At 67.6% G+C, this 20,897-nt stretch carries 19 protein-coding genes; 9 read left to right on the top strand and 10 right to left on the bottom strand.

Annotated elements, in window-relative coordinates:
• Positions 1–16 precede the first annotated feature (16 nt).
• On the top strand, positions 17–832 hold the full coding sequence (locus tag ACIBG5_RS06725) for an SRPBCC family protein (protein ID WP_396390513.1): 816 nt from the start codon (positions 17–19) through the stop codon (positions 830–832).
• Here ACIBG5_RS06725 and ACIBG5_RS06720 read toward each other — a convergent pair.
• Together ACIBG5_RS06720 and ACIBG5_RS06715 are read right to left on the bottom strand one after the other, a co-directional pair.
• A complete protein-coding gene (locus tag ACIBG5_RS06720; protein WP_396390512.1) occupies positions 779–3,085 on the bottom strand; it encodes an ATP-binding cassette domain-containing protein in 2,307 nt (768 codons plus the stop codon). The two genes, ACIBG5_RS06725 and ACIBG5_RS06720, sit on opposite strands and share 54 nt — an antisense overlap.
• 84 nt (positions 3,086–3,169) lie before the next feature.
• Positions 3,170–3,703 (bottom strand): MarR family winged helix-turn-helix transcriptional regulator, encoded by a 534-nt coding sequence (locus ACIBG5_RS06715; RefSeq protein ID WP_396390511.1) that lies wholly within the window; start codon positions 3,701–3,703, stop codon positions 3,170–3,172.
• A gap of 53 nt (positions 3,704–3,756) precedes the next feature.
• Between ACIBG5_RS06715 and ACIBG5_RS06710 the strand changes: the two genes are divergently transcribed.
• The 5 genes from ACIBG5_RS06710 (at position 3,757) to ACIBG5_RS06690 (ending at position 8,779) form a co-directional block, all read left to right on the top strand.
• Positions 3,757–4,467, top strand: coding sequence for an SDR family NAD(P)-dependent oxidoreductase (locus ACIBG5_RS06710; RefSeq protein WP_396390510.1), 711 nt, complete (start codon positions 3,757–3,759; stop codon positions 4,465–4,467).
• Positions 4,468–4,503: 36 nt separating this feature from the next.
• Positions 4,504–5,553 (top strand): LacI family DNA-binding transcriptional regulator, encoded by a 1,050-nt coding sequence (locus tag ACIBG5_RS06705; RefSeq protein ID WP_396390509.1) that lies wholly within the window; start codon positions 4,504–4,506, stop codon positions 5,551–5,553.
• Between the two features lie 92 nt (positions 5,554–5,645).
• Complete coding sequence (locus tag ACIBG5_RS06700; RefSeq protein WP_396390508.1) at positions 5,646–6,947, top strand: extracellular solute-binding protein; 1,302 nt, start codon at positions 5,646–5,648, stop codon at positions 6,945–6,947.
• 102 nt (positions 6,948–7,049) lie between these two features.
• Positions 7,050–7,901 (top strand): carbohydrate ABC transporter permease, encoded by an 852-nt coding sequence (locus ACIBG5_RS06695; RefSeq protein WP_396390507.1) that lies wholly within the window; start codon positions 7,050–7,052, stop codon positions 7,899–7,901.
• Positions 7,898–8,779: a carbohydrate ABC transporter permease gene (locus tag ACIBG5_RS06690; protein ID WP_360439068.1), complete on the top strand. Its 882-nt coding sequence runs from the start codon at positions 7,898–7,900 to the stop codon at positions 8,777–8,779. Before ACIBG5_RS06695 ends, ACIBG5_RS06690 begins: the two co-directional genes overlap by 4 nt.
• 628 nt (positions 8,780–9,407) lie before the next feature.
• Here the strand turns inward: ACIBG5_RS06690 and ACIBG5_RS06685 are convergent.
• The 7 genes from ACIBG5_RS06685 to ACIBG5_RS06655 all read right to left on the bottom strand — a co-directional run bounded on the left by ACIBG5_RS06685 (position 9,408) and on the right by ACIBG5_RS06655 (position 15,889).
• Positions 9,408–9,758 (bottom strand): YciI family protein, encoded by a 351-nt coding sequence (locus ACIBG5_RS06685; protein WP_396390506.1) that lies wholly within the window; start codon positions 9,756–9,758, stop codon positions 9,408–9,410.
• Positions 9,759–9,842: 84 nt separating this feature from the next.
• A complete protein-coding gene (locus ACIBG5_RS06680) occupies positions 9,843–10,286 on the bottom strand; it encodes a carboxymuconolactone decarboxylase family protein (RefSeq protein WP_396390505.1) in 444 nt (147 codons plus the stop codon).
• A 44-nt stretch (positions 10,287–10,330) separates the two neighbouring features.
• Positions 10,331–11,113 (bottom strand): sugar phosphate isomerase/epimerase family protein, encoded by a 783-nt coding sequence (locus ACIBG5_RS06675; RefSeq protein ID WP_396390504.1) that lies wholly within the window; start codon positions 11,111–11,113, stop codon positions 10,331–10,333.
• Positions 11,114–12,382: an ABC transporter permease subunit gene (locus tag ACIBG5_RS06670; protein WP_396390503.1), complete on the bottom strand. Its 1,269-nt coding sequence runs from the start codon at positions 12,380–12,382 to the stop codon at positions 11,114–11,116.
• A gap of 5 nt (positions 12,383–12,387) precedes the next feature.
• Complete coding sequence (locus ACIBG5_RS06665) at positions 12,388–13,698, bottom strand: ABC transporter substrate-binding protein (protein WP_396390502.1); 1,311 nt, start codon at positions 13,696–13,698, stop codon at positions 12,388–12,390.
• 10 nt (positions 13,699–13,708) lie between these two features.
• Positions 13,709–14,851, bottom strand: a complete 1,143-nt coding sequence (locus ACIBG5_RS06660; protein ID WP_396390501.1) for a mandelate racemase/muconate lactonizing enzyme family protein — start codon at positions 14,849–14,851, stop codon at positions 13,709–13,711.
• A 12-nt stretch (positions 14,852–14,863) separates the two neighbouring features.
• Positions 14,864–15,889 (bottom strand): hydroxyacid dehydrogenase, encoded by a 1,026-nt coding sequence (locus tag ACIBG5_RS06655; RefSeq protein ID WP_396390500.1) that lies wholly within the window; start codon positions 15,887–15,889, stop codon positions 14,864–14,866.
• Between the two features lie 96 nt (positions 15,890–15,985).
• On the opposite strand from ACIBG5_RS06655, the gene ACIBG5_RS06650 reads away from it, so the two are divergent.
• The 3 genes from ACIBG5_RS06650 to ACIBG5_RS06640 all read left to right on the top strand — a co-directional run bounded on the left by ACIBG5_RS06650 (position 15,986) and on the right by ACIBG5_RS06640 (position 18,819).
• Positions 15,986–16,876, top strand: a complete 891-nt coding sequence (locus ACIBG5_RS06650; RefSeq protein WP_396390499.1) for a LysR family transcriptional regulator — start codon at positions 15,986–15,988, stop codon at positions 16,874–16,876.
• Between the two features lie 42 nt (positions 16,877–16,918).
• The gene (locus tag ACIBG5_RS06645) at positions 16,919–17,869 is read left to right on the top strand and encodes an SDR family NAD(P)-dependent oxidoreductase (RefSeq protein ID WP_396390498.1); all 951 of its coding nucleotides are present in this window, start codon (positions 16,919–16,921) and stop codon (positions 17,867–17,869) included.
• A gap of 128 nt (positions 17,870–17,997) precedes the next feature.
• Complete coding sequence (locus tag ACIBG5_RS06640; RefSeq protein ID WP_396390497.1) at positions 17,998–18,819, top strand: putative protein N(5)-glutamine methyltransferase; 822 nt, start codon at positions 17,998–18,000, stop codon at positions 18,817–18,819.
• Here ACIBG5_RS06640 and ACIBG5_RS06635 read toward each other — a convergent pair.
• Complete coding sequence (locus tag ACIBG5_RS06635; RefSeq protein WP_396390496.1) at positions 18,776–20,764, bottom strand: GTP-binding protein; 1,989 nt, start codon at positions 20,762–20,764, stop codon at positions 18,776–18,778. The two genes, ACIBG5_RS06640 and ACIBG5_RS06635, sit on opposite strands and share 44 nt — an antisense overlap.
• Between the last annotated feature and the right edge of the window lie 133 nt (positions 20,765–20,897).

Below are 20,897 nucleotides of genomic sequence, written 5' to 3'. Positions count from 1 at the left end.
GGGTATATATGAGGTCATGACCGAGACCTTGAGCACGGAGAACGGCCGGACAGTACTGCGGATGCAGCGGGCACTGCGGCATCCGGTGGAGAAGGTCTGGCGAGCGATCACCGAGCCGGGGCAGCTGGCCGGGTGGTTCCCCGCCGCGGTCGAGCTGGACCTGCGGCTCGACGGTGCGGTCACGTTCACGTTCGAGGAGGACCCGGGCGCGCCCGTCGACCTCGAGAACGGTGGCGTGATCCGCGCCTACGAACCACCGCACCTGATCGAGTACACCTGGGGCGTCGAGGTGCTCCGCTGGGAACTCGTCCCGTCGGGCGCCGGGTGCACCTTGCACCTCACCGCGACGTACGACGACCGGCCTGGATCCGCGAGCTTCTCCGGCGGCTGGACGCTGTGCTTCGACGCGCTCGAGCGGGTGCTCGGCGACACCGTGCCGGAGCGCGACTACGCCGTACTGCACGAGCACTTCGTCAAGGCGTACGGGCTCGACCAGGGCGTCGTGCTGGACGACGGGGGAGTGCGGTTCGAGCGGCAGTTGGTGCGGCCGAAGGAGGTCGTGTGGCAGTTGCTCACCGGAGCCGAGTCGGCGACCGTCGGCAATCGGCCGCCGGCCGGGTTCGTTGCCAAGGGCATTGATCCCGGTGCGGTGACCGACGTGACCGAGGCGGAGCTCCTGACCTACACCTGCTCGCAGGGCGAGGTCACCTGGGCCTTGCGCGACGGCAACGGCGGGGCCCGCCTGGTGGTCACCCAGACCGGCCCCGCCGCCGGCCACCTAGACGCTTGGCGCGACGTGATCGAGAACCTCGCCGCCGAGCTCGTTCGCTGAGGTGACGTACTCGCGGAGGTGCTCCGCGGTCAGCGTCGGGCTGCTCTCGACCAGATCGGCCGGGGTGCCGGTGAAGACGACGCGACCGCCGTCGCTGCCGGCCCCCGGTCCGATGTCGATCAGCCAGTCTGCGTGCGCCATCACGGCCTGGTGGTGCTCGATCACGATCACGGTGTTGCCGTCGTCAACGAGTTTGTCGAGCATCGCGAGCAACTGGTCGACGTCGGCCAGGTGCAGGCCGGTCGTCGGCTCGTCGAGGATGTAGATCGAACCGCTCCTGCCCATGTTGATGGCCAGCTTCAGCCGCTGGCGCTCACCGCCGGACAGCGTGGTCAACGGCTGCCCGAGACCGATGTAGCCGAGACCCACCGCCGCCAGCCGCTCGAGGATCGTGCCGGCCTGTCCCTTGGTGAAGAACACCCGCGCCTCGGACACCGTCATCCGCAGGACCTCGCTGATGTTCTTGCCACGCAGGCGATAGGCGAGCACCTCCGCGGTGAAGCGGGCGCCGTCGCAGTCCTCGCAGGTCGACGCGACCTCGGCCATCACCGCCAGATCGGTGTAGACGAGCCCGATGCCCTTGCAGGTCGGGCAGGCACCGACCGAGTTCGCACTGAACAACCCCGGCTTCACCTTGTTCGCCTTCGCGAACTCGGTCCGGATCGGGTCGAGCAGCCCGGTGTACGTGGCTGGATTACTCCGCTTCGAACCGCGGATCGGCTCCTGCCCGGCGATGATCACCCCGTCGCGTCCGGCCAGCGACCCGTGGACCAGCGAACTCTTCCCGGATCCCGCCACCCCGGTCACGACGGTCAGTACCCCGAGCGGAATGTCGACGTCGACGTTCCGCAGGTTGTGCAGCGTCGCGTTCTCGATGGCGAGCCGCCCGGTCGGCCGCCGTACGTCGTCCCGTACGGCGACGCGATGATCCAGGTACCGGCCGGTCAGCGTGCCGGACTGCTTCAACCCGTCCAGATCGCCCGCGTAGCAGAGACGGCCGCCGGCCAGACCCGCACCCGGTCCGAGGTCCACCACGTGGTCGGCGATCCGGATCGTCTCCGGCTTGTGCTCGACCACCAGCACGGTGTTGCCCTTGTCCCGCAGTTGCAGGAGCAGGTTGTTCATCCGCTGAATGTCGTGCGGATGCAGCCCGATGGTCGGCTCGTCGAACACGTACGTGACATCGCTCAGGCTCGAGCCGAGATGGCGCACCAGCTTCACCCGCTGTGCCTCACCGCCGGACAACGTCGACGACTCCCGGTCCAGGCTCAGGTAGCCGAGCCCGATCGTGACCATCGAGTCGAGTGTCTGGCGCAGTCCCTCAACCATCGGTCCGACGCCCGGATGTTTGACCCCGGCAACGAACTTGGCGAGGTCGCTGATCTGCAAGGCCGAGCACTCGCCGATGGTCAGACCGTCGACCATGACCGACCGGGCCGCCTCGTTCAGCCGGACGCCACCACACGCGGCGCAGGTCGGCTGATGCACGGCCCGCTCCGCGAACGCGCGAAGGTGGCCCTGCATCGACTCGCGGTCCTTGCCGAGGTACTGGCGCCGAAGCCGGACGACGAGGCCCTCGAAGGTCACGTTGCTCTTCCCGACCCTGATCTTCGTCTGCTCCTGATAGAGGAACTGCCGCCAGGTCTCCTCGGGATAGGCCTCGAGCGGCAGATTCGGATCGAACAGCCCGGAGTGCGCCATCACCTGCCACGGCCAGTCGCCGACGGCGTACCCGGGTGCCGTGATCGCACCCTGGTTCAGGCTCCTGCTCCGGTCGACCAACTCGTCCAGGTCGAACTCGGTGGTCCGGCCGAGTCCTTCACAGTCGGGACACATGCCCTCGGCCCGGTTGAAGCTGAACACCGACGGCGGACCGGCGTACGGCGTCCCGGCGCGACTGAAGAGGATGCGGAGCATCGTGTGGGCGTCGGTCGCGGTGCCGACGGTGGAGCGGGCGTTGGCGCCGATCCGTTCCTGGTCGACGACGATGGCGGCGGACAGGTTGCCGAGCGAGTCCACGTCCGGCCGGCCCAGACTGGGCATGAAGTTCTGCACGAACGCGGTGTAGGTCTCGTTGATCAGCCGCTGTGACTCGGCGGCGATCGTGTCGAAGACCAGCGACGACTTGCCGGAGCCGGAGACCCCGGTGAAGACGGTGAGCCGGCGCTTCGGGATGTCGAGCGAGACGCCGGCGAGATTGTTCTCGCGGGCTCCCCGCACCTGGATGGCATCGTGATTGTCGGCAGCAAGCATCCTTCAATTGTTTCATTGAACCGGTCGTACAAAGTTGGCTCGCGGATCCCCGCTTGCTTGCACGCAGAACCCTCTACGCCCGGGTTAAGGCTTGCGGGCTCGCCGGCCGACGTCGTCGAGCAACTCCTGGAGCTGGGACGCGAGCTCGGCGCGGCCGGTGGGGGACAGGGACGCGACCAGCTCGGACTCGCGGGTCAGCACCTGGTCGACGGTCCGCTCGATCAGGTCGTGGCCGGTCTGGGTGAGAGTCACGACGACCGCGCGGGTCCCATCACCGGCGGTCCGGCGGGTGACGAGGCCGGAGTCCTCCGCGCGGGCGACCCGTTGCGAGATGGCGCCGGCGGTGACGAGCGTTCGGCGGCTCAACTCACGGGTCGTCAACTCGTACGGCACTCCGGCTCGACGCAGCACACTGAGCAGATCGAGCGTGGCCGGGTCGACACCGAGATCGGCGAGCAGCCGCCGCCGGTCGTCGGCGAAGAGCTTGGCCAGCCGCCACAGGGGAGTGACGATCTCGATCGAGTCGGTCCGCGTCCCGGGCCGCTCCCGCCGCCAGGCGCGGGCGATCTCCGCGGCGGGGTACGGGCTCGGCGAATCGAGGGGATAGGAGTCGGCCACGACCACATGCTACGTTTAGATCTAAACATTTAGACCTAAACGTGAGGAATAACGTGACGAGGACGATCGTGGTGACCGGGGGAGCGACCGGGATCGGGCGGGCGACCGCCGAGTGGTTCCGCGCGGACGGCGACGAGGTGGTGATCACCGGACGTCGCGAGGACGTGCTGGACAAGACCGCGGCGGATCTGGGAGCCAGGGGAGTGGTGTGTGACGCGACCGACCCGGGACAGATCGAGCGGCTGCTGGATGCGCTGCCGGACCGGATCGACGTACTGGTCAACAATGCCGGCGGCAACACCGACTTCGGTGCGCCGGAAGGTGGCCTGGAGCAACTGAAGGCGAACTGGCTGACCAACCTCGAGGCCAACCTGCTCAGTGCTGTGCTGACGACGACGGCGTTGGCATCGCGGCTTACCACAGCGGTCGTGCATCTCGGCTCGATCGCCGGTGCCCGTGGTGCCGGCTCGTACGGCGCGTCCAAGGCCGCGTTGGCGATGTGGAACGTGGATGCGGCGACCGAACTCGGACCGCGCGGCGTCACCTCGAACGTGGTGGCACCTGGCTACACCGCTGAGACCGAGTTCTTCCAGGGACGGATGACGGCCGAGCGCCGTCAAACGTTGCTGGAAGCAACGATGATCAACCGTGAGGGGCAGGTCGAGGACATCGCCGGGACGATCCACTTCCTGGCCTCGCCGGCCGCACGCCACCTCACCGGTCAGGTCCTGCACGTCAACGGCGGGGCACTGAGTACACGCTGACTGTGTGACATCGTGGCCAGGTGTGACAATGGCGGCATGCGTGCCACCGTCAAAGACGTCGCCAAGCTGGCCGGGGTGTCCCCGAAGACGGTGTCGAACGTGATCAACGGCGTCGTGTTCGTGCGTCCGGAGACGCGGGCCAGGGTCGAGCAGGCGGTGGCCGAGCTCGACTACGTTCCCAACATGAGTGCGCGCGGCCTGCGCAACGGCCGCTCCGGAATGATCGCGCTCGCGCTACCCGACCTGCTCCGGCCGTACTCCGCGGAGATCGTCCATCTCGTGGTGGAGCTCGCGCACGAGCGCGGCTGGGGCGTGCAGATCGAGCAGACCGCGGCCGAGCCCAAGCGTGAGTTCGAGTTGCTGTCCAAGGCCCGCGCGTACCTGGTCGACGGCCTGATCCTGAACCCAGTGAACCTCGACGACAGCGCCGTACTGTCGGCCGGCCCGCTGCCACCACTGGTGCTGATCGGAGACGTCGACCAGGACCTGGTCAGCCAGGTCGCTATCGACAACGTCGCTGCGGCCCGCGACCTGACGAAACACCTGCTGGCGCAGGGATGCCGGCGGATCGCCGTCGTCGGTACGCCGGAAGTCCCACGCGGCTCGAGTGGTGCCGGCGTCCTCGCCGGTTCCGCCGAAGCCCCGGGTACGGCGGCCTCCCGGTTGCGGACTGCCGGCTATCACCAGGCGCTCGAGGAGGCCGGCGTACCGATCGATCCGGCGCTGGAGATCGGGCTGGACCGGTGGCGGCCCGAGGGCGCGGCCACGGTGGTGGGGAAGTACCTGGCCGAGCATGAACTGCCGGACGCGTTCTTCTGCTTCACCGACACGATCGCGTCGGGCACACTGTCGGCGCTGTGGAGCGCGGGCATCGCCGTACCGCAGCAGACCCTGGTGGCCGGGTTCGACAACATCCTGGAGAGCCAGTTCATGATCCCGCCGCTGACAACGGTCGACTTCGACCGGCGCGCGTTCGTCGAGGCGGCTCTCGACCTGCTCGGCGAGCGGATGAGTGACAAGAACACGGCGCCACGCCGAGTGATGGTCCCGCACCGCATCGTGATACGCAACAGCACCACACGCTAGCGGACACATTGCAGCAGAAATCCACACCGGCCTCCTGTGGAGTGCATTCTAACGATGTAATCATCGGTCCCGCCGCCCGAAGGAGAGACCGTATGACATCGTTTGATCGGCACATTTCCCGGCGTCGTCTGCTCTCCGGAGCGGCCGCGCTCGCTGGTGGCGGGATGCTGTTCGGCTGCGCGCCCGGTGCGTCGCGGTCGACCGCGGACCTCGACTACTGGCACCTGATGACCGGTGGCGACGGCATCGTGATGGCCGGCCTGGTCGACGCCGTCAACGCCGCGAACCTCGGCTTCCACGCGACCCAGACCGTGCTCGCCTGGGGACCGCCGTACTACACCAAGCTGGCGATGGCGTCGGCCGGCGGCCGAGCTCCGGACGTCGCGATCATGCACGCGTCCCGGATCGCCGGCTACGCGCCCGGCGGGCTGCTCGAGCCGTGGGACCTCGACCTGCTGGCCGAGGTCGGCCTGAAGGAGAGCGACTTCCCGCCGCTGGTGTGGCAGAAGGGCATGTACGACGGCAAGCTCTACTCGATCGCACTGGACACGCACCCGTTCGTCCTCTACTACAACACCGAGCACGCCACCAAGGCCGGCGTCACGGACGCCCTGCAGACGATGAAGAGCCCGGAGGAGTTCACCGAGGTCGCCACCAAGATGCAGGAAGTGACCGGGAAGCACGGTGTCTCGTACGGCTATCTGGGCGACGGCTCGCAGATGTGGCGGCTGTTCTACACGTTCTACCGGCAACTGGGCGCGGAGATGAAGCTCGTGCCGGGCCAGAAGGCGCAGGTCGACGAGGACGCGGCGGTGAAGGCACTGTCCTTCGTCCAGTCGTTGCTCGACGACAAGATCGCCAGCCGCAGCGGCGACGGCGGTACGGCGACCAGCGAGTTCCTGCACGGTGAGAGCGGGCTGTTCTTCGGCGGCGTGTGGGAACTGCCGGTGCTGAAGGACGCCAAGATGCCGGTCGACGCTCGTCCGATTCCGACACTGTTCGGCACCGACGCGGCGTACGCGGACTCGCACACGTTCGTGCTGCCGCGGCAGTCGAAAGCGTCACCGGAACGCCGCAAGCATGTGTACCAGTTGGTCGCGGAGATCCTGAAGCGGTCGGTGAAGTGGGCCGGTGCCGGTCACATCCCGGCGTACCAGCCGGTGGTCCGGAGTCCGGAGTACCAGGAGCTGAAGCCGCAGTCGAACTACGCGGGCATCCCGGCATACGTGAACTACGACCCGGACGTCTGGTTCGGCGGCGCGGGCAGTGACTTCCACAAGTACTTCGCCGAGAACGTCCAGAACGTGTACCTCGGCAGCGGTGACCCCGCCGCCGGATTCGAAGGTTTCGTCAAGCGGCTAACCGTGCTGCTCGACCGTCCGCAGCCGGTGTGAGAGGAGAGTCATCATGTCGACCGCCATCGACGCAACCACCACGCCGGCCGAGGTCGTTGCCGAAGGCCCCGGATCCGGACAGGACCGGGCCCGGCGCGGCGAGTGACCGGATGGGCCTTCGCGGCACCGTTCGCCGTCCTGTTCGTGCTGTTCCTGGTGGTGCCCGCGATCTACGGGCTCTACCTCAGCTTCACCGGCGAGACGCTGACCGGCTCGGGTGGTCAGCTGCTCGGGTTCGCCAACTATGCCGAGGCTCTGACCGACCCGGACATGTGGAAATCACTGGGTAACACCTTGTGGTTCACGGTCCTCAGCACCGTTCCGCTCGTCGTCCTCTCGCTGGCCTTCGCTCTGCTGGTGAACCTCGGGCTGCCGGGGCGCTGGCTGTGGCGACTGTCGTTCTTCCTGCCGTACCTGCTCGCCTCGACCGTTGTGGTGATGTTCTGGTCCTGGATGTACAACCCCAAGCTCGGGCTGATCAACGGCGTACTGGGTGAGTTCGCGATCGCGCCGGTGGCCTGGCTGCAGGATCCGAACGTGGCGATGATCTCGGTCGTGGTCACCACGCTGTGGTGGACGATCGGGTTCAACTTCCTGCTCTACCTGGCCGCGCTGCAGAACATCCCGGAGCAGCAGTTCGAGGCGGCCGCGATCGACGGCGCCGGCAAGTGGCGGCAACTGTTCTCGATCGTGATCCCTCAACTGGCGCCGACCACCGCGCTGATCGTGACGCTGCAGATCCTGGCGTCGCTGAAGGTCCTCGACCAGATCTACATGCTGACCAACGGCGGTCCGGCCGGCGCGACCCGGTCGATCGTGCAGTACATCTACGAGTCCGGTTTCACCGGCTACCGGTTCGGCTATTCGTCGGCCATCTCGTACCTGTTCTTCGCGATCATCGTGCTGGTGTCGCTGGCGCAGTACAAGCTGATCAACCGGAGGAACGCGGCATGAGTACGTACACGCTGGCCCGGAACATCAGGCAGGGGCACAAGCCGGGCGAGAACCCGTGGAGCATCTCCCGGATGGTGGCGCTGCTGGTGCTGGCATTCCTGGCCGCGACCTGGCTGGTGCCGTTCGCGTGGGCGGTGCTGACCTCGCTGAAGAGCGAAGCGGACGCCGGGGCGTCGACGATCAGCCTGAATCCGCCGGACGGCCTGGGTTTCGACGCCTACCGCAAGGTGCTCTCGGCCGGCGACATCCCGTCCTGGGCGTGGAACAGCCTGATCACCTCGATGGCGATCACGTTCCTCACCGTGGCCGTCTCGGCGCTGGCCGGCTATGCCTTCTCCCGGGTCAATTTCACCGGGCGGCGCTGGCTGTACGCCGCGATCATCGGCGCCATCATCATTCCGCCGCAGATGCTGATCGTGCCGTTGTTCCGCCAGATGCTCGCCTTCGACCTGGTCGACACCTACTGGGGAATCATTCTGCCGCAGACGATCGCGCCGGCGATGGTGCTCATTCTCAAACGTTTCTTCGACCAGATCCCGATCGAGCTGGAGGACGCCGCCCGGGTGGACGGCGCGAACCGGCTGCGGGTGTTCTGGTCGATCGTGTTGCCGTTGTCCCGCCCGATCCTCGCGGCGGTGGCGATCTTCGTCTTCATCGGTGCCTGGAACAACTTCCTCTGGCCGTTCATCGTCACCACCGACGCGGACCTGATGACGTTGCCGGTCGGCCTACAGACGGTGAAGAGCGCCTATGGCCTGCAATACGCGCAGAACATGGCCTCGGCGATCCTGGCGGCTTTGCCACTGGTGGTGGTTTTCCTGTTCTTCCAGCGCCACATCATCAAGGGTGTCGCGACGACAGGCTTCGGCGGGCAGTAAACGCGCTACCCAGGGGTAATCGTGGACAGCGGTCCCGGCACGCGGGATTCCGGTCACGATCCCTTGAAATGGTCGTCACTCTCAGCAAGGCTTCCATGATCACTTCCGCGTTCTTTCCGGGTGCGGACTGAACGGGGGAGTGTGCGGCTGCTGCCTGCGCGGCGGCCGCGCCAACCCGCCACTCGGGGGCAACAACAAGAGAAGGGGGACGCGTGTCAGCGATGACAAGGCTCGCCGAGCAGTGCCGTGATGTGAGGAGTCACGGCAACGCAGAGCTCGGACGGGCTTCGATCCAACCAGCGGTCTGCACCGGCATCCACGAGGTGAACTCGTCGATTCCGTCGGGGCGGCCGCGACGCGTGGCAGTGCTCAGACTGAGCAACGGTATGACGACCACGCTGCGACTCCGCGAAGGCGCACCAGCGCCGGAGCGGGGCGCGACTGTGTTCGTCCGGGGTGGCCGGGGCATGGGTGACCAACCTGCATCAGGTGGGGTCATCCTCGCGTCGGCACACCCGAGCTGAAACCCAGCGGCCAAGCACAGAGCTGAGTGACTCGCCGGTCTCAGATCCCAACGCCGAGCTGAGGCCGGCAAGTTTCTGTAGCTGTCCCTCCTTGCGGACGGCGCTCAGTCCGCCATCGGATCGGTCAGCGCGCGAATCTCGATCGGAGAATACGGAGCCTCCGGCAGCCGGGCCGCGATCTCCGTGGCCCGCTCCAGACTGCACTCGACCAGGTAGTAACCGGCCAGCACTTCCTTCGCCTCGGTGAACGGTCCGTCGGTGACCGCCGGGACGCCGTCGTTCACCCTGACCACTCGGGCGCTCGCGGTGGTCAGTCCGAGGCCGTCGACATACTCGCCGTTCGCCTTCAGCTCCTCGGCGACGATGCGGTGCTGTTCGAGCACCTGCTCGATTCCCGCCGCGTTCAGGGCATCCCAGGTGTCGGTGTTCCCGTAGATCAGCAGCATGTATTTCATCGCGAATCTCCGTCCTGTCCTGGGTACGTCGGAGCGCCGGTGCCTTTCTCGACACCGGCGCTCAGACTATGCGTAGCGCAGGTCCTACCAGGTGGCTCCGGCCGGGGTGCGGACGGTGGTGTTGATCCGGTTGAACATGTTGGTGAGCGCGATCATCATCACGATCCCGGACAGCTGCCGCTCGTCGAAGTGCTCGGCGGCCGCGGCCCAGATCTCGTCGGTGACCGCGCCCGGCCGGTCGGCGAGCCGGGTCGCGGCCTCGGCGAGCTCGAGCGCCGCACGCTCGGAGGCGGTGAAAAGGTCCGAGTCGCGCCAGGCGGCGACCTGGTGCAGCCGCTCGTCGGTCTCACCGTTCTTGAGCGCCGACTTGATCCCGCCGAACACGCAGGGGGAGCAGCCGTTGATCTGGCTGGCCCGCAGGTGCACCAGTTCGAGCGTCGACCCCGGGGCGCCGGCCTGGGCGATGGCCTTGTAGATGTTCTGGACGCCCTTGGTGGCGTCAGGGAGGATCTCGGCGGGGTTCGTCATCCGTGCATTCATGGGAGGTTTCTCCAGGTTCCGTGGTGTTGTCTTCACTCCCTCGACGGATCCCGGCGCGATGATGTGACAGCGGTCTGGAGATCAGTTTTCACGCGTTCGTCGACCGGCACACTGAGGTCGGAGTACTGGCCGGTGAGACAGATCGGCCCGCTGTAGTTGAGCTTTTCCAAGGCGGCGAACACAGCGGTCCAGTCGGACAGTCCTTCGCCGGCCTGGCCGAAGTACGTCTTCCAGCCGTCGTCGGTGTGGACGTAGTACGCGTTCTTGAGGTTGACGATGCCGAGCCGGTCGGCGCCGAGCTCGAGGGTGACGGCGGGGTCGTCACCGGCGAGCGCATCGTGCGCTGCGTCCCACACGAGTTTGAACGACTCCGGCAGCCCGTCGAGCAGTTGCAGTACGCCGAGCGTCGACGCGATGAACCGCCCGTGATGCGGTTGCACGCCGACCTGGACGCCGTACCGCTCCACCAGTACGGCGGCCTCCTCGAGCAGCACGCGATTGCGTCGTACCGATGCGGCGTACCCGTCTGGGCCGACGTCAGCCATGATCCGGATCATCGGTACGCCGGCCTCCGCACAAGCAGCGAAGACGCGCTCGGAGAGATCACTGGCAACGCTGATCGGCTCGATGCCCTCGGCCCGCAACTGTGCCGTGAACTTCGGCAGCTCGGTCTCCGCCGCCGCGGGAGTGACGTAGGAGGTGTCGCGGACCGGGACCTCGGCGCCGGCGAATCCGAGGCCGGCGACGAGCCGGCCCAGCTCGTCGCCGGGCAGCCCCGCCCAGGGTTTGGTGAAGACGGACCACAGATAGGTCATTCAGCGGCCTCCCAGCCCACTCATGGTGATACCTCGGACGAACCAGCGTTGCGTCAGGAAGAACAGGATGATCAGCGGGACCGTGGTGACGGTGGCGGCCATCAGCAGCAGATTCCACTGCGTGCCGTTGGTGTCCTGGAACACCTGCAGCCCGACCGACGCCGTCCGGGTGGCGTCGCTGTTCGAGATGACCAACGGCCACAGAAGGTTGTTCCACTGACCGATGAACTTGAACACCGCCAGGGTCGCGATCGCCGGGACCGCCAGTGGCACGATCACCCGGATGAACGCCTGCCAGCGGTTGGCACCGTCGAGCCGGGCGGCCTCCTCGTAGTCGCGTGGGATGCCGAGGAAGAACTGCGTGGCGGTGATCAGCACGATGAAGGCGAACAGCACGAGCGACTGCGCGGCGGCGTACCCCTGGTCGTAGTTCTCGAAGCCGGTCCGGTAGATGTACATCACCAACGTGGTCGTGCGCGTGCCCGGTCCGCCGTTCGTCATGATGAGGGCCTGGTCGAACACCTGGAACGAGCCGATGATCGAGGTGACGATCACGAAGAACAGTGCTGGTGACAGCATCGGCAGCGTCACGTTCCGCAAGCTCTGCCACGGCGAGGTGCCGTCGACTCGCGCGGCCTCGTAGAGCTGCTGCGGGATCGCCTGCAGACCGGCCAGGAACACGACCATGCCGAAGCCGAAGCTCTTCCACACGCTCATCAGGATCAGCGCCGGCATCGCCCAGTTGTCCGAGATCAGCCAGGCCGGCCCGTGGATGCCGAACAGCCCGAGCGTGGCGTTCGCCAGACCGTCGTGCGGGATGTAGAGCCAGATCCAGACGAACGCGACCGCTACCGTGATCGTTGCGTATGGCAACAGCAGGAGCGAGCGGAAGACGGCGATCCGGCGCAGGCCCTGATTCAGCAGCAGCGCCAGCGCGAGGCTCACCAGGATCGTCAGCGGCACGCTCACGAAGGTGAAGTACGCCGTGTTGCCGAGCGCCGACCAGAAGGTCGGGTCGGGGCCGAGGCGGGCGAAGTTGCGCAGGCCGGCCCAGGTGGGTGGGCTGAACAGGTTCCAGTCGAGCAGCGAGATGACGCCGGCGGCGACGACCGGGCCGGCGGTGAAGATCAGGAATCCGATCAGGCTCGGCAGCAGGAACAGCCAGGCGGTGAGCGACTCGCGGTTGCGCCAGCGCGGCGTCGGTTTCGAGGCGGGACGTGGTGGTACGGCGGTCGCCGGCACGGGTTGGGTGGTGGTGGTCAGGGCCATCGGGATCACCCCCTCCTGGCGGTGGCTTGGCGGATGTTGTCGAGGTGCTGCCGCATCAGTACGTCGAGACGCGGAGTCACTCCGGCGATTGCCTCGGGCACCGGGACCTGACCGAGGAAGGAGCGCGGCAGGTCCTGGCCGAGCAACTGCTTGACCTGGTTCCAGTTCGTGGTGACGTCGAACGGGTGTCCGCCCGCCACCTTGCCGGCCAGGATGTCCTGGACGATGCCGAGGTTGTCCGGCGGCGGCTGGAACGCGCTGCCGGCGCTGAACCGGGCCGGGTTGTTCCGGCCGGCCTTGGCGTAGATGTCCAAGGCGCCCGTACTGGTGAGCGTCTTCAGCAGCTTCCACGCGAGATCGAGATCGGCACCCTCGCGCACCCCCGATGGAATCGCGAAGCCGGAGCCGGAGACCCGCGGCGTGCTGCCGGCGGCACCGGCCGGGAACGGGATGATGTCCCAGTCGAACTCGGCCTTGCGCACGTTGACGACCTGCCACGGGCCGTTCTGCATGAAGGCGACGTTGCCCTCCAGGAAGTTCGACAGCGAGCTCTCGGTGACGAGGTTCTTGATCGGCGGTGTGACCTTGTTCTTGACGAACAGGTCGATGACGAACTGCACCGCCTCCATCGCCTCCGGCTCGCCGAGGATGCTGCGGGAGGCGTCCTCGCTCATCACGTTGCCGCCGGCGCAGTAGATCCACGACACGAGGTCGTCGATCGCCGGCGCGCAGGTGAAGCCGTACTGGTCCGGCGCGTGGGTCAGCTCGACGGCCAGGTCGCGGAACGTTGCCCACGGCATCGGCTCGGTCCGGGACGGCAGCGCGATGCCCTGCTTCTGCAGCAGGCTCTTGTTGTAGTACATGACGGTGGGCGCGACGTCGAACCCGATCGCGTACGTCTTGCCGTTGAAGCTCGAGATCTTCTGGATCGGCTGGTAGAAGTCGTCCAGGTCGAAGTCGGAGTCGCCCTCGATCAGGTCGTCCAGCGGCCGGTGCGCACCGCGGGCGGCGTAGGTCGGGATGAGCGTTCCGTTCAGCGCGGTCACCAGGCCGGCTGTCCCACTCACCAGTTGGAGGTCGAGCTTGGTCGGGTAGGGGCCGGACGGGGTCAGGGTCGGGATGGACTTCACCTCGAGCTGCTGCTCGACGTACGCGCTGAAGTCCTGCCAGACCTTCCGCTCCGCGGCGCTGCTCGACCACATGGCCCAGGTGGCCGACCCGGCCGGTGGACCGGACGAGCAGCCGGCCACGGCCAGCCCCAGCCCGGCCAGGCCGCTGAGTTCGAGAAAGCTGCGGCGGGACAGCTTCGTGCTCATGGTTGTCTCCTCACCGATAGAGCAGGTCGATCGACTCGGCGCGGATTCGCTCCTCGTCGACCTGAACGCCCAGTCCAGGGGCGGTGGGGACCGTTGCGACGGCCTTGGTGATGCTCAGTCCCTCGACGTACAGATCGGACAGCAGCTCCGGCCCGTTGAGCTCGGCGGGAAGGGCGAGCTCGAGCTGACTGAACACGTGCAGCGCGGCGGCGAACGCGATTCCGCAGTCGGTGAGGCCGCTGGCGAGGATCTCGAGACCGCCGGACAGCGCGGTCTGGGCGGTCTTGAGCGCGTTCCGCAGGCCGCCGGACTTGCAGACCTTGATCACGACCAGGTCCGCGGCGTCCAACCGGATCGCCCGAGCCAGGTCCTGCGCGGAGAAGCTGCCCTCGTCGATCGCGATCGGCAGGTCGATCAGCTCACGCAGCCGCTGCATCGCGAGCGTGTCCGTGCTCGGCACGGGTTGCTCGACACAGTGGATCGTGTGGATGTCCCTGGTCCGGTCAAGCAGTTGCCGCAGCGCGCTGGGGCGGTACGACTGGTTCGCGTCGAGCCACAAGGGCTTGCCGCCGGCCACCTCGGCCACGGTCCGGATCGCCTCGGTGTCCGCATCCAGATCGCCCCCGATCTTGACCTTGTACGCCGGGTAGTCCGACGACTGGATCGCATGGTCGCGGACCGCCTCCTGGTCGCCGACCCCGATGGCTGAGCAGAGCGGGATCTCGTCGTACACCTTGCCGCCCAGCAGCGCGTGCACGGGGACACCGGCGAGCTTGCCGGCCGCGTCGTGCATCGCGACATCGACTGCGGCGCGGGCGAAGGGGAAGCCGTTCGACACCGCGGGGCTGAGGCGCTTGGAGGCGCGCTGGTGGAAGAGCTCGACGTCGAACGGGGTGAGTTCGAGCAGGATCGGGGCGAGGTGCCGCCTGATCACGACGGCCATCGTCTCGGCGGTCTCGTAGCTCCAGCTGGGCAGCGCCCTCTGCTCTCCCCATCCGACCACACCGTCCTCGGTGGTCAGCTTCACGAACACCACCGCGGCGGCCTGATCCGGAGCGGCGCCGGGGGAGCCGACCGCTCCGCTGCCGAGCACGAACCGGCGGGCGAACGGGACAGCAACCGGGAAGACTTCGACCTGGGCGATCCGGGACATCGGGTCCTCCTCTCAGGCCGCGATCGACCAGACGGCCGGATCGACGAAGCTGGGTCCGCGCGTGCCGTCCTCGAGCCACTTCAGTGCGTCGGCCAGCACGTACCCGGCGAGCGCGAGGTGACCTTCCGCCGTATCGCCGGCGACGTGCGGACTGAGCAGCAGGTTGGACGCCTGGAGGATCGTCGCGTCGAAGGACGGCGGCTCAGGGTCGTAGACGTCGAGAGCGGCGTACAGGCGTCCGTCCAGCACGTGGTCGAGCAGTGCCTGCTGGTCGATCGCGGGTCCACGGGACGAGTTCACGACGACCGCGCCGTCGGGGATCCGCCCGATCAGCTCGCGGGAGATCATGCCCTTGGTCTCCGGCACGTTCGGGACGTGGATCGACAAGTACGCGCTCTCGACCGTCTCCCGCAGTTCGGCGGTGCGGACGCCGAGCTGATCCGCGCGCTCGGCAGTGAGGTAGGGGTCGTAGACCACGAGGTCGCAGTGGAAGGGCTGCAGCAGCGTGATGAGTGCGCGGGCGGTACTGCTCGCGCCGACGATGCCGACCTTGGCACCGGCGAGCTCGTGGCCGCGGAAGCCGGTCTGCTTCCAGCCACCGTGCCGGATCGCCTGGTCGAAACGGGGGAGACGACGGGCCAGGGTGAGCATCGAGGCGAGGCAGTACTCGCCGACGGACCAGGCGATCCGCGGGCCGGCCGAGAAGACGGCGACACCCTGGTCGAGGATGACCGGGTCGATCAGGTTCTTGACCGTGCCGGCCGCGTGCGCGACCACCTTCGGTCCGTTGCCGTCGGCCCACAGTTCCTTGCCGAGATGCGGCGTACCCCAGCTGGTCAGGAGTACGTCGGCGCCGGCCACCAGCCCGGGCACGGCTGCCGGGTCCAGCGCCGGTGGCTTGCCGGGCGCTGCCGGTCCGGCGGCGTGAGCGGACTGCGCCCAGACGACCTCGAACCGGTCCTCGAGCAGGCGGCGGGTCTGCGGGTCGACCACGTCGTCGGCACGTTCGGGGGACATCAGGGCAACGAGTTTCGGCACCGTGGGGGCTCCTTCGCTTGAGCGTCGCTTTGACGGTAGGCGCTTTCCGTTATGCAGGTCCAAGCCCGATTTCGCATGAACCGATACCGTGCCGGTATGGACCTCTCGCTCCAGCAACTGCGCGGCTTCGTCGCTGTCGCCGAGGAACTCCACTACGGCCGCGCCGCCCAGCGGCTGAACATGACCCAGCCGCCGCTGACCCGGCAGATCCAGGGCCTGGAGCGATCTCTCGAGGTCCGGCTGTTCGACTGGACCGGCCGGGGAGTCCGGCTGACCGCGGCCGGCGACGTCTTCCTCGAACACGCCCGTCGAGTACTCGCCCTGCTCGAAGTCGCCCCGGAGGCGACGCGGCGCGCGGCCGAGGGACAGACCGGGACCCTGCGGATCGCGTTCACCGCGATCGGCGCGTACGCCGTACTGGCCGACTTCCTCACCATGATCGCGAAGCGGACTCCGGCGGTGACCGCAGAGCTCACCGAGTTGGTCAGCCCGTCGCAGTTCGAGGCGTTGGCGAACTTGGAGATCGATCTTGGACTGGTTCGACCACCGATCCCGTCGCAGTTCGAGTCGGTGCTGGTCCACTCGGAGGACCTGGTGGTCGCCGTACCGGCTTCCCATCCGCTGGCGGAGGGAGACTCGCCGGTCGCGCTGGTCGACGTGACGGATGGCTACATCGGCTACAGCCCGGAAGGATCGCAGTACCTGTATGACATCTGTGCGGCGATGATCGGGATGGACCGGTACGCCGTCAGCCAGCTGGCCTCGCAGGTTCCGACGATGCTGGCGCTGGTCAGAGCCGGATTCGGATGTGCGTTGATCCCGCGCTCGATCAAGGCGATGGGGGTCGACGGGGTTCGTTACCGGGAGCTCGATCCGGCCGACGCGCACTCGGTGACGCTGCACGCCTGCTGGAGTCCGGACAGTCCCAACCCTGCTCTCCAGCGCCTGGCCGAGTCACTGCGCGAGAACCCGCACCTCGACGCGTGACCGCTTGACTTGGAGTGCACTCGAATCCGTAGTGTGCGGAGCATGACAGCACAGCACAAGATCGGTTCGGGATTCGGGCACGACAGCACCGCGGACGACGTCCTGGCCGGCATCGACCTGACCGGCAAGCTGGCGGTCGTCACCGGCGGCTACTCGGGCCTCGGCCTGGAGACGACCCGTGCGTTGACCAAGGCCGGTGCGCACGTCGTCGTACCGGCGCGACGGCCCGGCGCCGCTCGCGAGACGTTGGCCGACGTCTCGGGTGTCGAGGTCGACGAGCTGGATCTCGGTGATCTGGACAGTGTGCGTGCGTTCGCGGACCGGTTCCTCGCGTCGGGGCGCAGCGTCGACATCCAGATCGACAACGCGGCGATCATGGCCAGCCCCGAGACCCGGGTCGGCCCCGGCTGGGAGGCGCAGTTCGCGACCAACCACCTCGGCCACTTCGCGCTGGTGAACCGGCTGTGGCCCGCGCTGACGGCCGACGGCGGCGCTCGCGTCGTGTCGGTGTCGTCGACGGGGCACCGGCGGTCGGACATCCGGTGGGACGATCTGGAGTTCAGGCTGGGCTACGACAAGTGGGAGGCGTACGGGCAGGCGAAGACGGCCAACGTGCTGTTCGCCGTCCAGCTGGATGCCCTCGGCAAGGATTCCGGCGTGCGTGCGTTCGCGTTGCACCCAGGCGGGATCCTGACGCCGCTGCAGCGTCATTTGACCCGCGAGGAGATGGTCGGCTACGGCTGGATCGACGAGGACGGCAACCCGGTCGGCCGGGGCTTCAAGTCGCCCGAGCAGGGAGCGGCCACTCAGGTCTGGGCCGCGACGTCGCCGCAGCTCGACGGTCTTGGCGGTGTCTTCTGCGAGGACTGCGAGGTCGCGGAGGTCTCCACCGACGACAGCCCGGGCGTCCGGCCGTACGCCGTGGACCCGGCTTCGGCGGAGCGGTTGTGGACCGTCTCGGCCGAGCTCACGGGAGTGAACGCCTTCGGGTAATGTGGTCAGCACCGCAGCGGCGGACGAAGGAGGTGGGACCGATCACCAGTCAGGCAGGTTGGTTGCTCCCGCCTCGAGTGGTCAGCGTCGTTCGCTGACCGCGGGAGCCTCGTAGTCGAAGGGGTTCTGTGTCTGTTTCTTCTGTTCCATCATTCGACCTCGGCAGCGTTGTCGACCGGTTGCGCGCGGCCGGTTGCGTGTTCGCCGAGGACGAGGCGGCGATGATCGCCGAGACCGCTCGCGATGACGCCGAACTGAAGGCCATGGCCGATCGCCGGATCGCCGGGCTGCCGCTCGAACACGTCCTCGGCTGGGCCTCCTTCCGCGGGCTGCGGATCGCCGTTGATCCCGGGGTGTTCATTCCACGCCGTCGGACCGAGTTCCTGGTCGCCGAAGCGCTGCGGGTGACCTCGCCGGGCGCCGTCGTACTCGATCTTGGGTGTGGCTCGGGTGCTTTGGGTGCCGCGATCGCGGCCGAGCGGCAGGTGTCGTTGTACGCCGCCGACATCGAGTCGGCCGCGGTTCGGTGTGCGCGGCGCAATCTCGTGCCTTGGCGAGGGTCGGTCTATCAGGGTGATCTGTTCTCCGCGTTGCCGGATGAGCTGCGGGGGCGGATCGACGTACTGCTGGCGAATGTGCCGTATGTGCCGACGAACGAGATCCGGTTGTTGCCGCCGGAGGCGCGGTTGTACGAGCCGCATGTGACGCTCGACGGTGGGCCGGACGGGTTGGCGATGTTGCGCCGGGTGGCCGCGGCGGCGCCCGAATGGCTCGCTCCTGGCGGTTACATGTTCGTGGAGATGAGCGAGCATCAGGCGCCGCTGGCGAAGGCGGTGATGGTCGAGCACGGTCTGGCCGCCGAGATCGTCGCTGACGACGACCTCGGCGCGACCGTTGTGTATGGCATCAAACCCGCCGCTGCACGTGCAGGAGGTAGTCCCGCCGGTTGAGCGGGTCGTGGTCGGTGCGCGGGCGCTCCGGGATCGGTCCGGTCACCGGCTGGTAGCGCTCGAACGCCGACTCCACCACGCCCTCGCCGCGGGTGAGGGCGGGCAACTGCTGCTCGAACTCGTACACGGCCGCCGCGGGGATTTCTCCTTCCAGGGTTGAGGTTTCCGCGGCCAGTGCGGGCACCTGAGGGATCGCGCGCAGGCGGGCCAGCGCGGACAGGACGGCACGGGTCGTGTCGGTCGGCATCTCCAGCCGGAAGCGGTGCATCGGCTCGTGGACCTGGGTGCCGGCCTGCCGCAGCGCCGTCATCAGGACCAGGGGAGTGAGGTTCCGGAAGTCGCCCGCCGTACTCGACATGCTCTTGTCGAAGACGGCGTGCGCATGGCTCTGCCGGGCCGAGTAGCCCGAGTGCGTCATCACCACGCGCGCGTCCGGGATCTGCCAGCCGTGGATGGCCTGGTGGAGTGTCTCCCGGACGGTCTCCTCGACCGCCTTGATGAACGCGTACGGCATCGAGCCGAGCTCCACCTCGAGCTCGAACGTCACCCCGGTGTTGACCGGCGCCGGCTCGACCCGCAGACCGACGGTGGCCAGGAACGGGTTCGCGTCCTTCTTGTTGAACTCCACCGCCTCGCCGCTGCCGAGCAGCCGCTCGATGCAGATCGTGGTGGTCTCGCGGAACTCGACGTCGATCCCGAACTCGGTCGCGAGCGTCGTCTGGATGACCTCCTTCTGCACCTCGCCGTACAGCGACACGTAGGTCTCCTGCCGCAGGTCGTCCTGGCGCAGGTTGATCAGCGGGTCCTGCTCGGCGAGCTGAGACAGCGCCACCCGGAGATTCCCCTTGTCCGACGGCCGTGCCGGCGAGATCACCGTCTCCAGGGTCGGCGGAGCGAAGAATCCGGTCGTGGTGGCCGGGGTCGGCTGGTCGGTCGCGGTGATGCGATCGCCGATCTGGATGTCGGCGAGGCCCCACAGCTTCCCGATCTGGCCGGCGTTGACGGCGGCCGCCGTACCTTCGCCGATCACCTCGAGAGCGGTCAGCTTGGCCTCTCCGGTGTCGCCGAAGCGCAGCCGGTCGCGGACGTGCGCCGTACCGGAGAACATCCGGACGTAGGCGACCTTCTCGCCGGCCGGGCCGCGCTCGACCTTGAAGACCGATCCGTCGACCGGCTCCTGGTCGGTGCCGGCCAAGGGGAGGAACTCACGGATGCCCGCGGTCAGGGCGTCGGTGCCGACGCCGGTGATCGCGGAGCCGAAGTACACCGGGTGGACGAGGGCCTGCTTGGTCTGCCGGGCCAGCGCACACCGGAGAACGTCATGCGAGAGCGCCTTCTCGTTCTCCACGAACGTTCGCAGCAGGTCCTCGTCGTTCTCGGTGAGCACTTCGAGCAGGGCGCCGTACGGATCGCTCCCGTTGTACGGCGTGAAGGTCGCCTCGCGGGTGCCGAGCCGGGTGGCCGACCCCATCGGGACGATGGCCGGCGTCAACTTGTCCGCAATCGACTTGAGTACGGCGTCGTACTGCGCGCCGGACCGGTCGAGTTTGTTGACGAAGATCAGGGTCGGGATCTTCAGGCGCTGCAGCGTGCGCATCAGCACGCGCGTCTGCGCCTGCACGCCCTCGACCGCCGAGATGACCAGCACCGCACCGTCGAGCACGCTGAGCGCGCGCTCGACCTCGGCGATGAAGTCCGGGTGGCCGGGGGTGTCGATCAGGTTGACCGTGACCGGGTCGTCGTCATGACCGATCACGAACGACACGACCGCCGACTTGATGGTGATACCGCGCTGGCGCTCCAGCGCGAGGGAATCGGTCTGGGTACTGCCGCTGTCGACGCTGCCGATCTCGTCGATGACGCCGGCCGCGTAGAGCAGCCGCTCGGTCAGACTCGTCTTACCGGCGTCGACATGCGCCAGGATCCCGAGGTTCAGTAATTTCACGCAGCTTCATGTCCCTTGAACAGGTGTCGATGGCTTCCACGGCGAACATGAAGCGAGGTCGCATGGCAGCTCTCCTTGATTGGCACCTGTTTCGGACGACTCCGAGTACACCAGTCACCGGTAGAACCCGGCA

The organism is Kribbella sp. NPDC050241 (assembly GCF_044459685.1).
Taxonomy (GTDB): domain Bacteria; phylum Actinomycetota; class Actinomycetes; order Propionibacteriales; family Kribbellaceae; genus Kribbella.
Note: the sequence above shows the minus strand (reverse complement) of the source record. Positions and strands in the feature narration are given on the sequence as shown.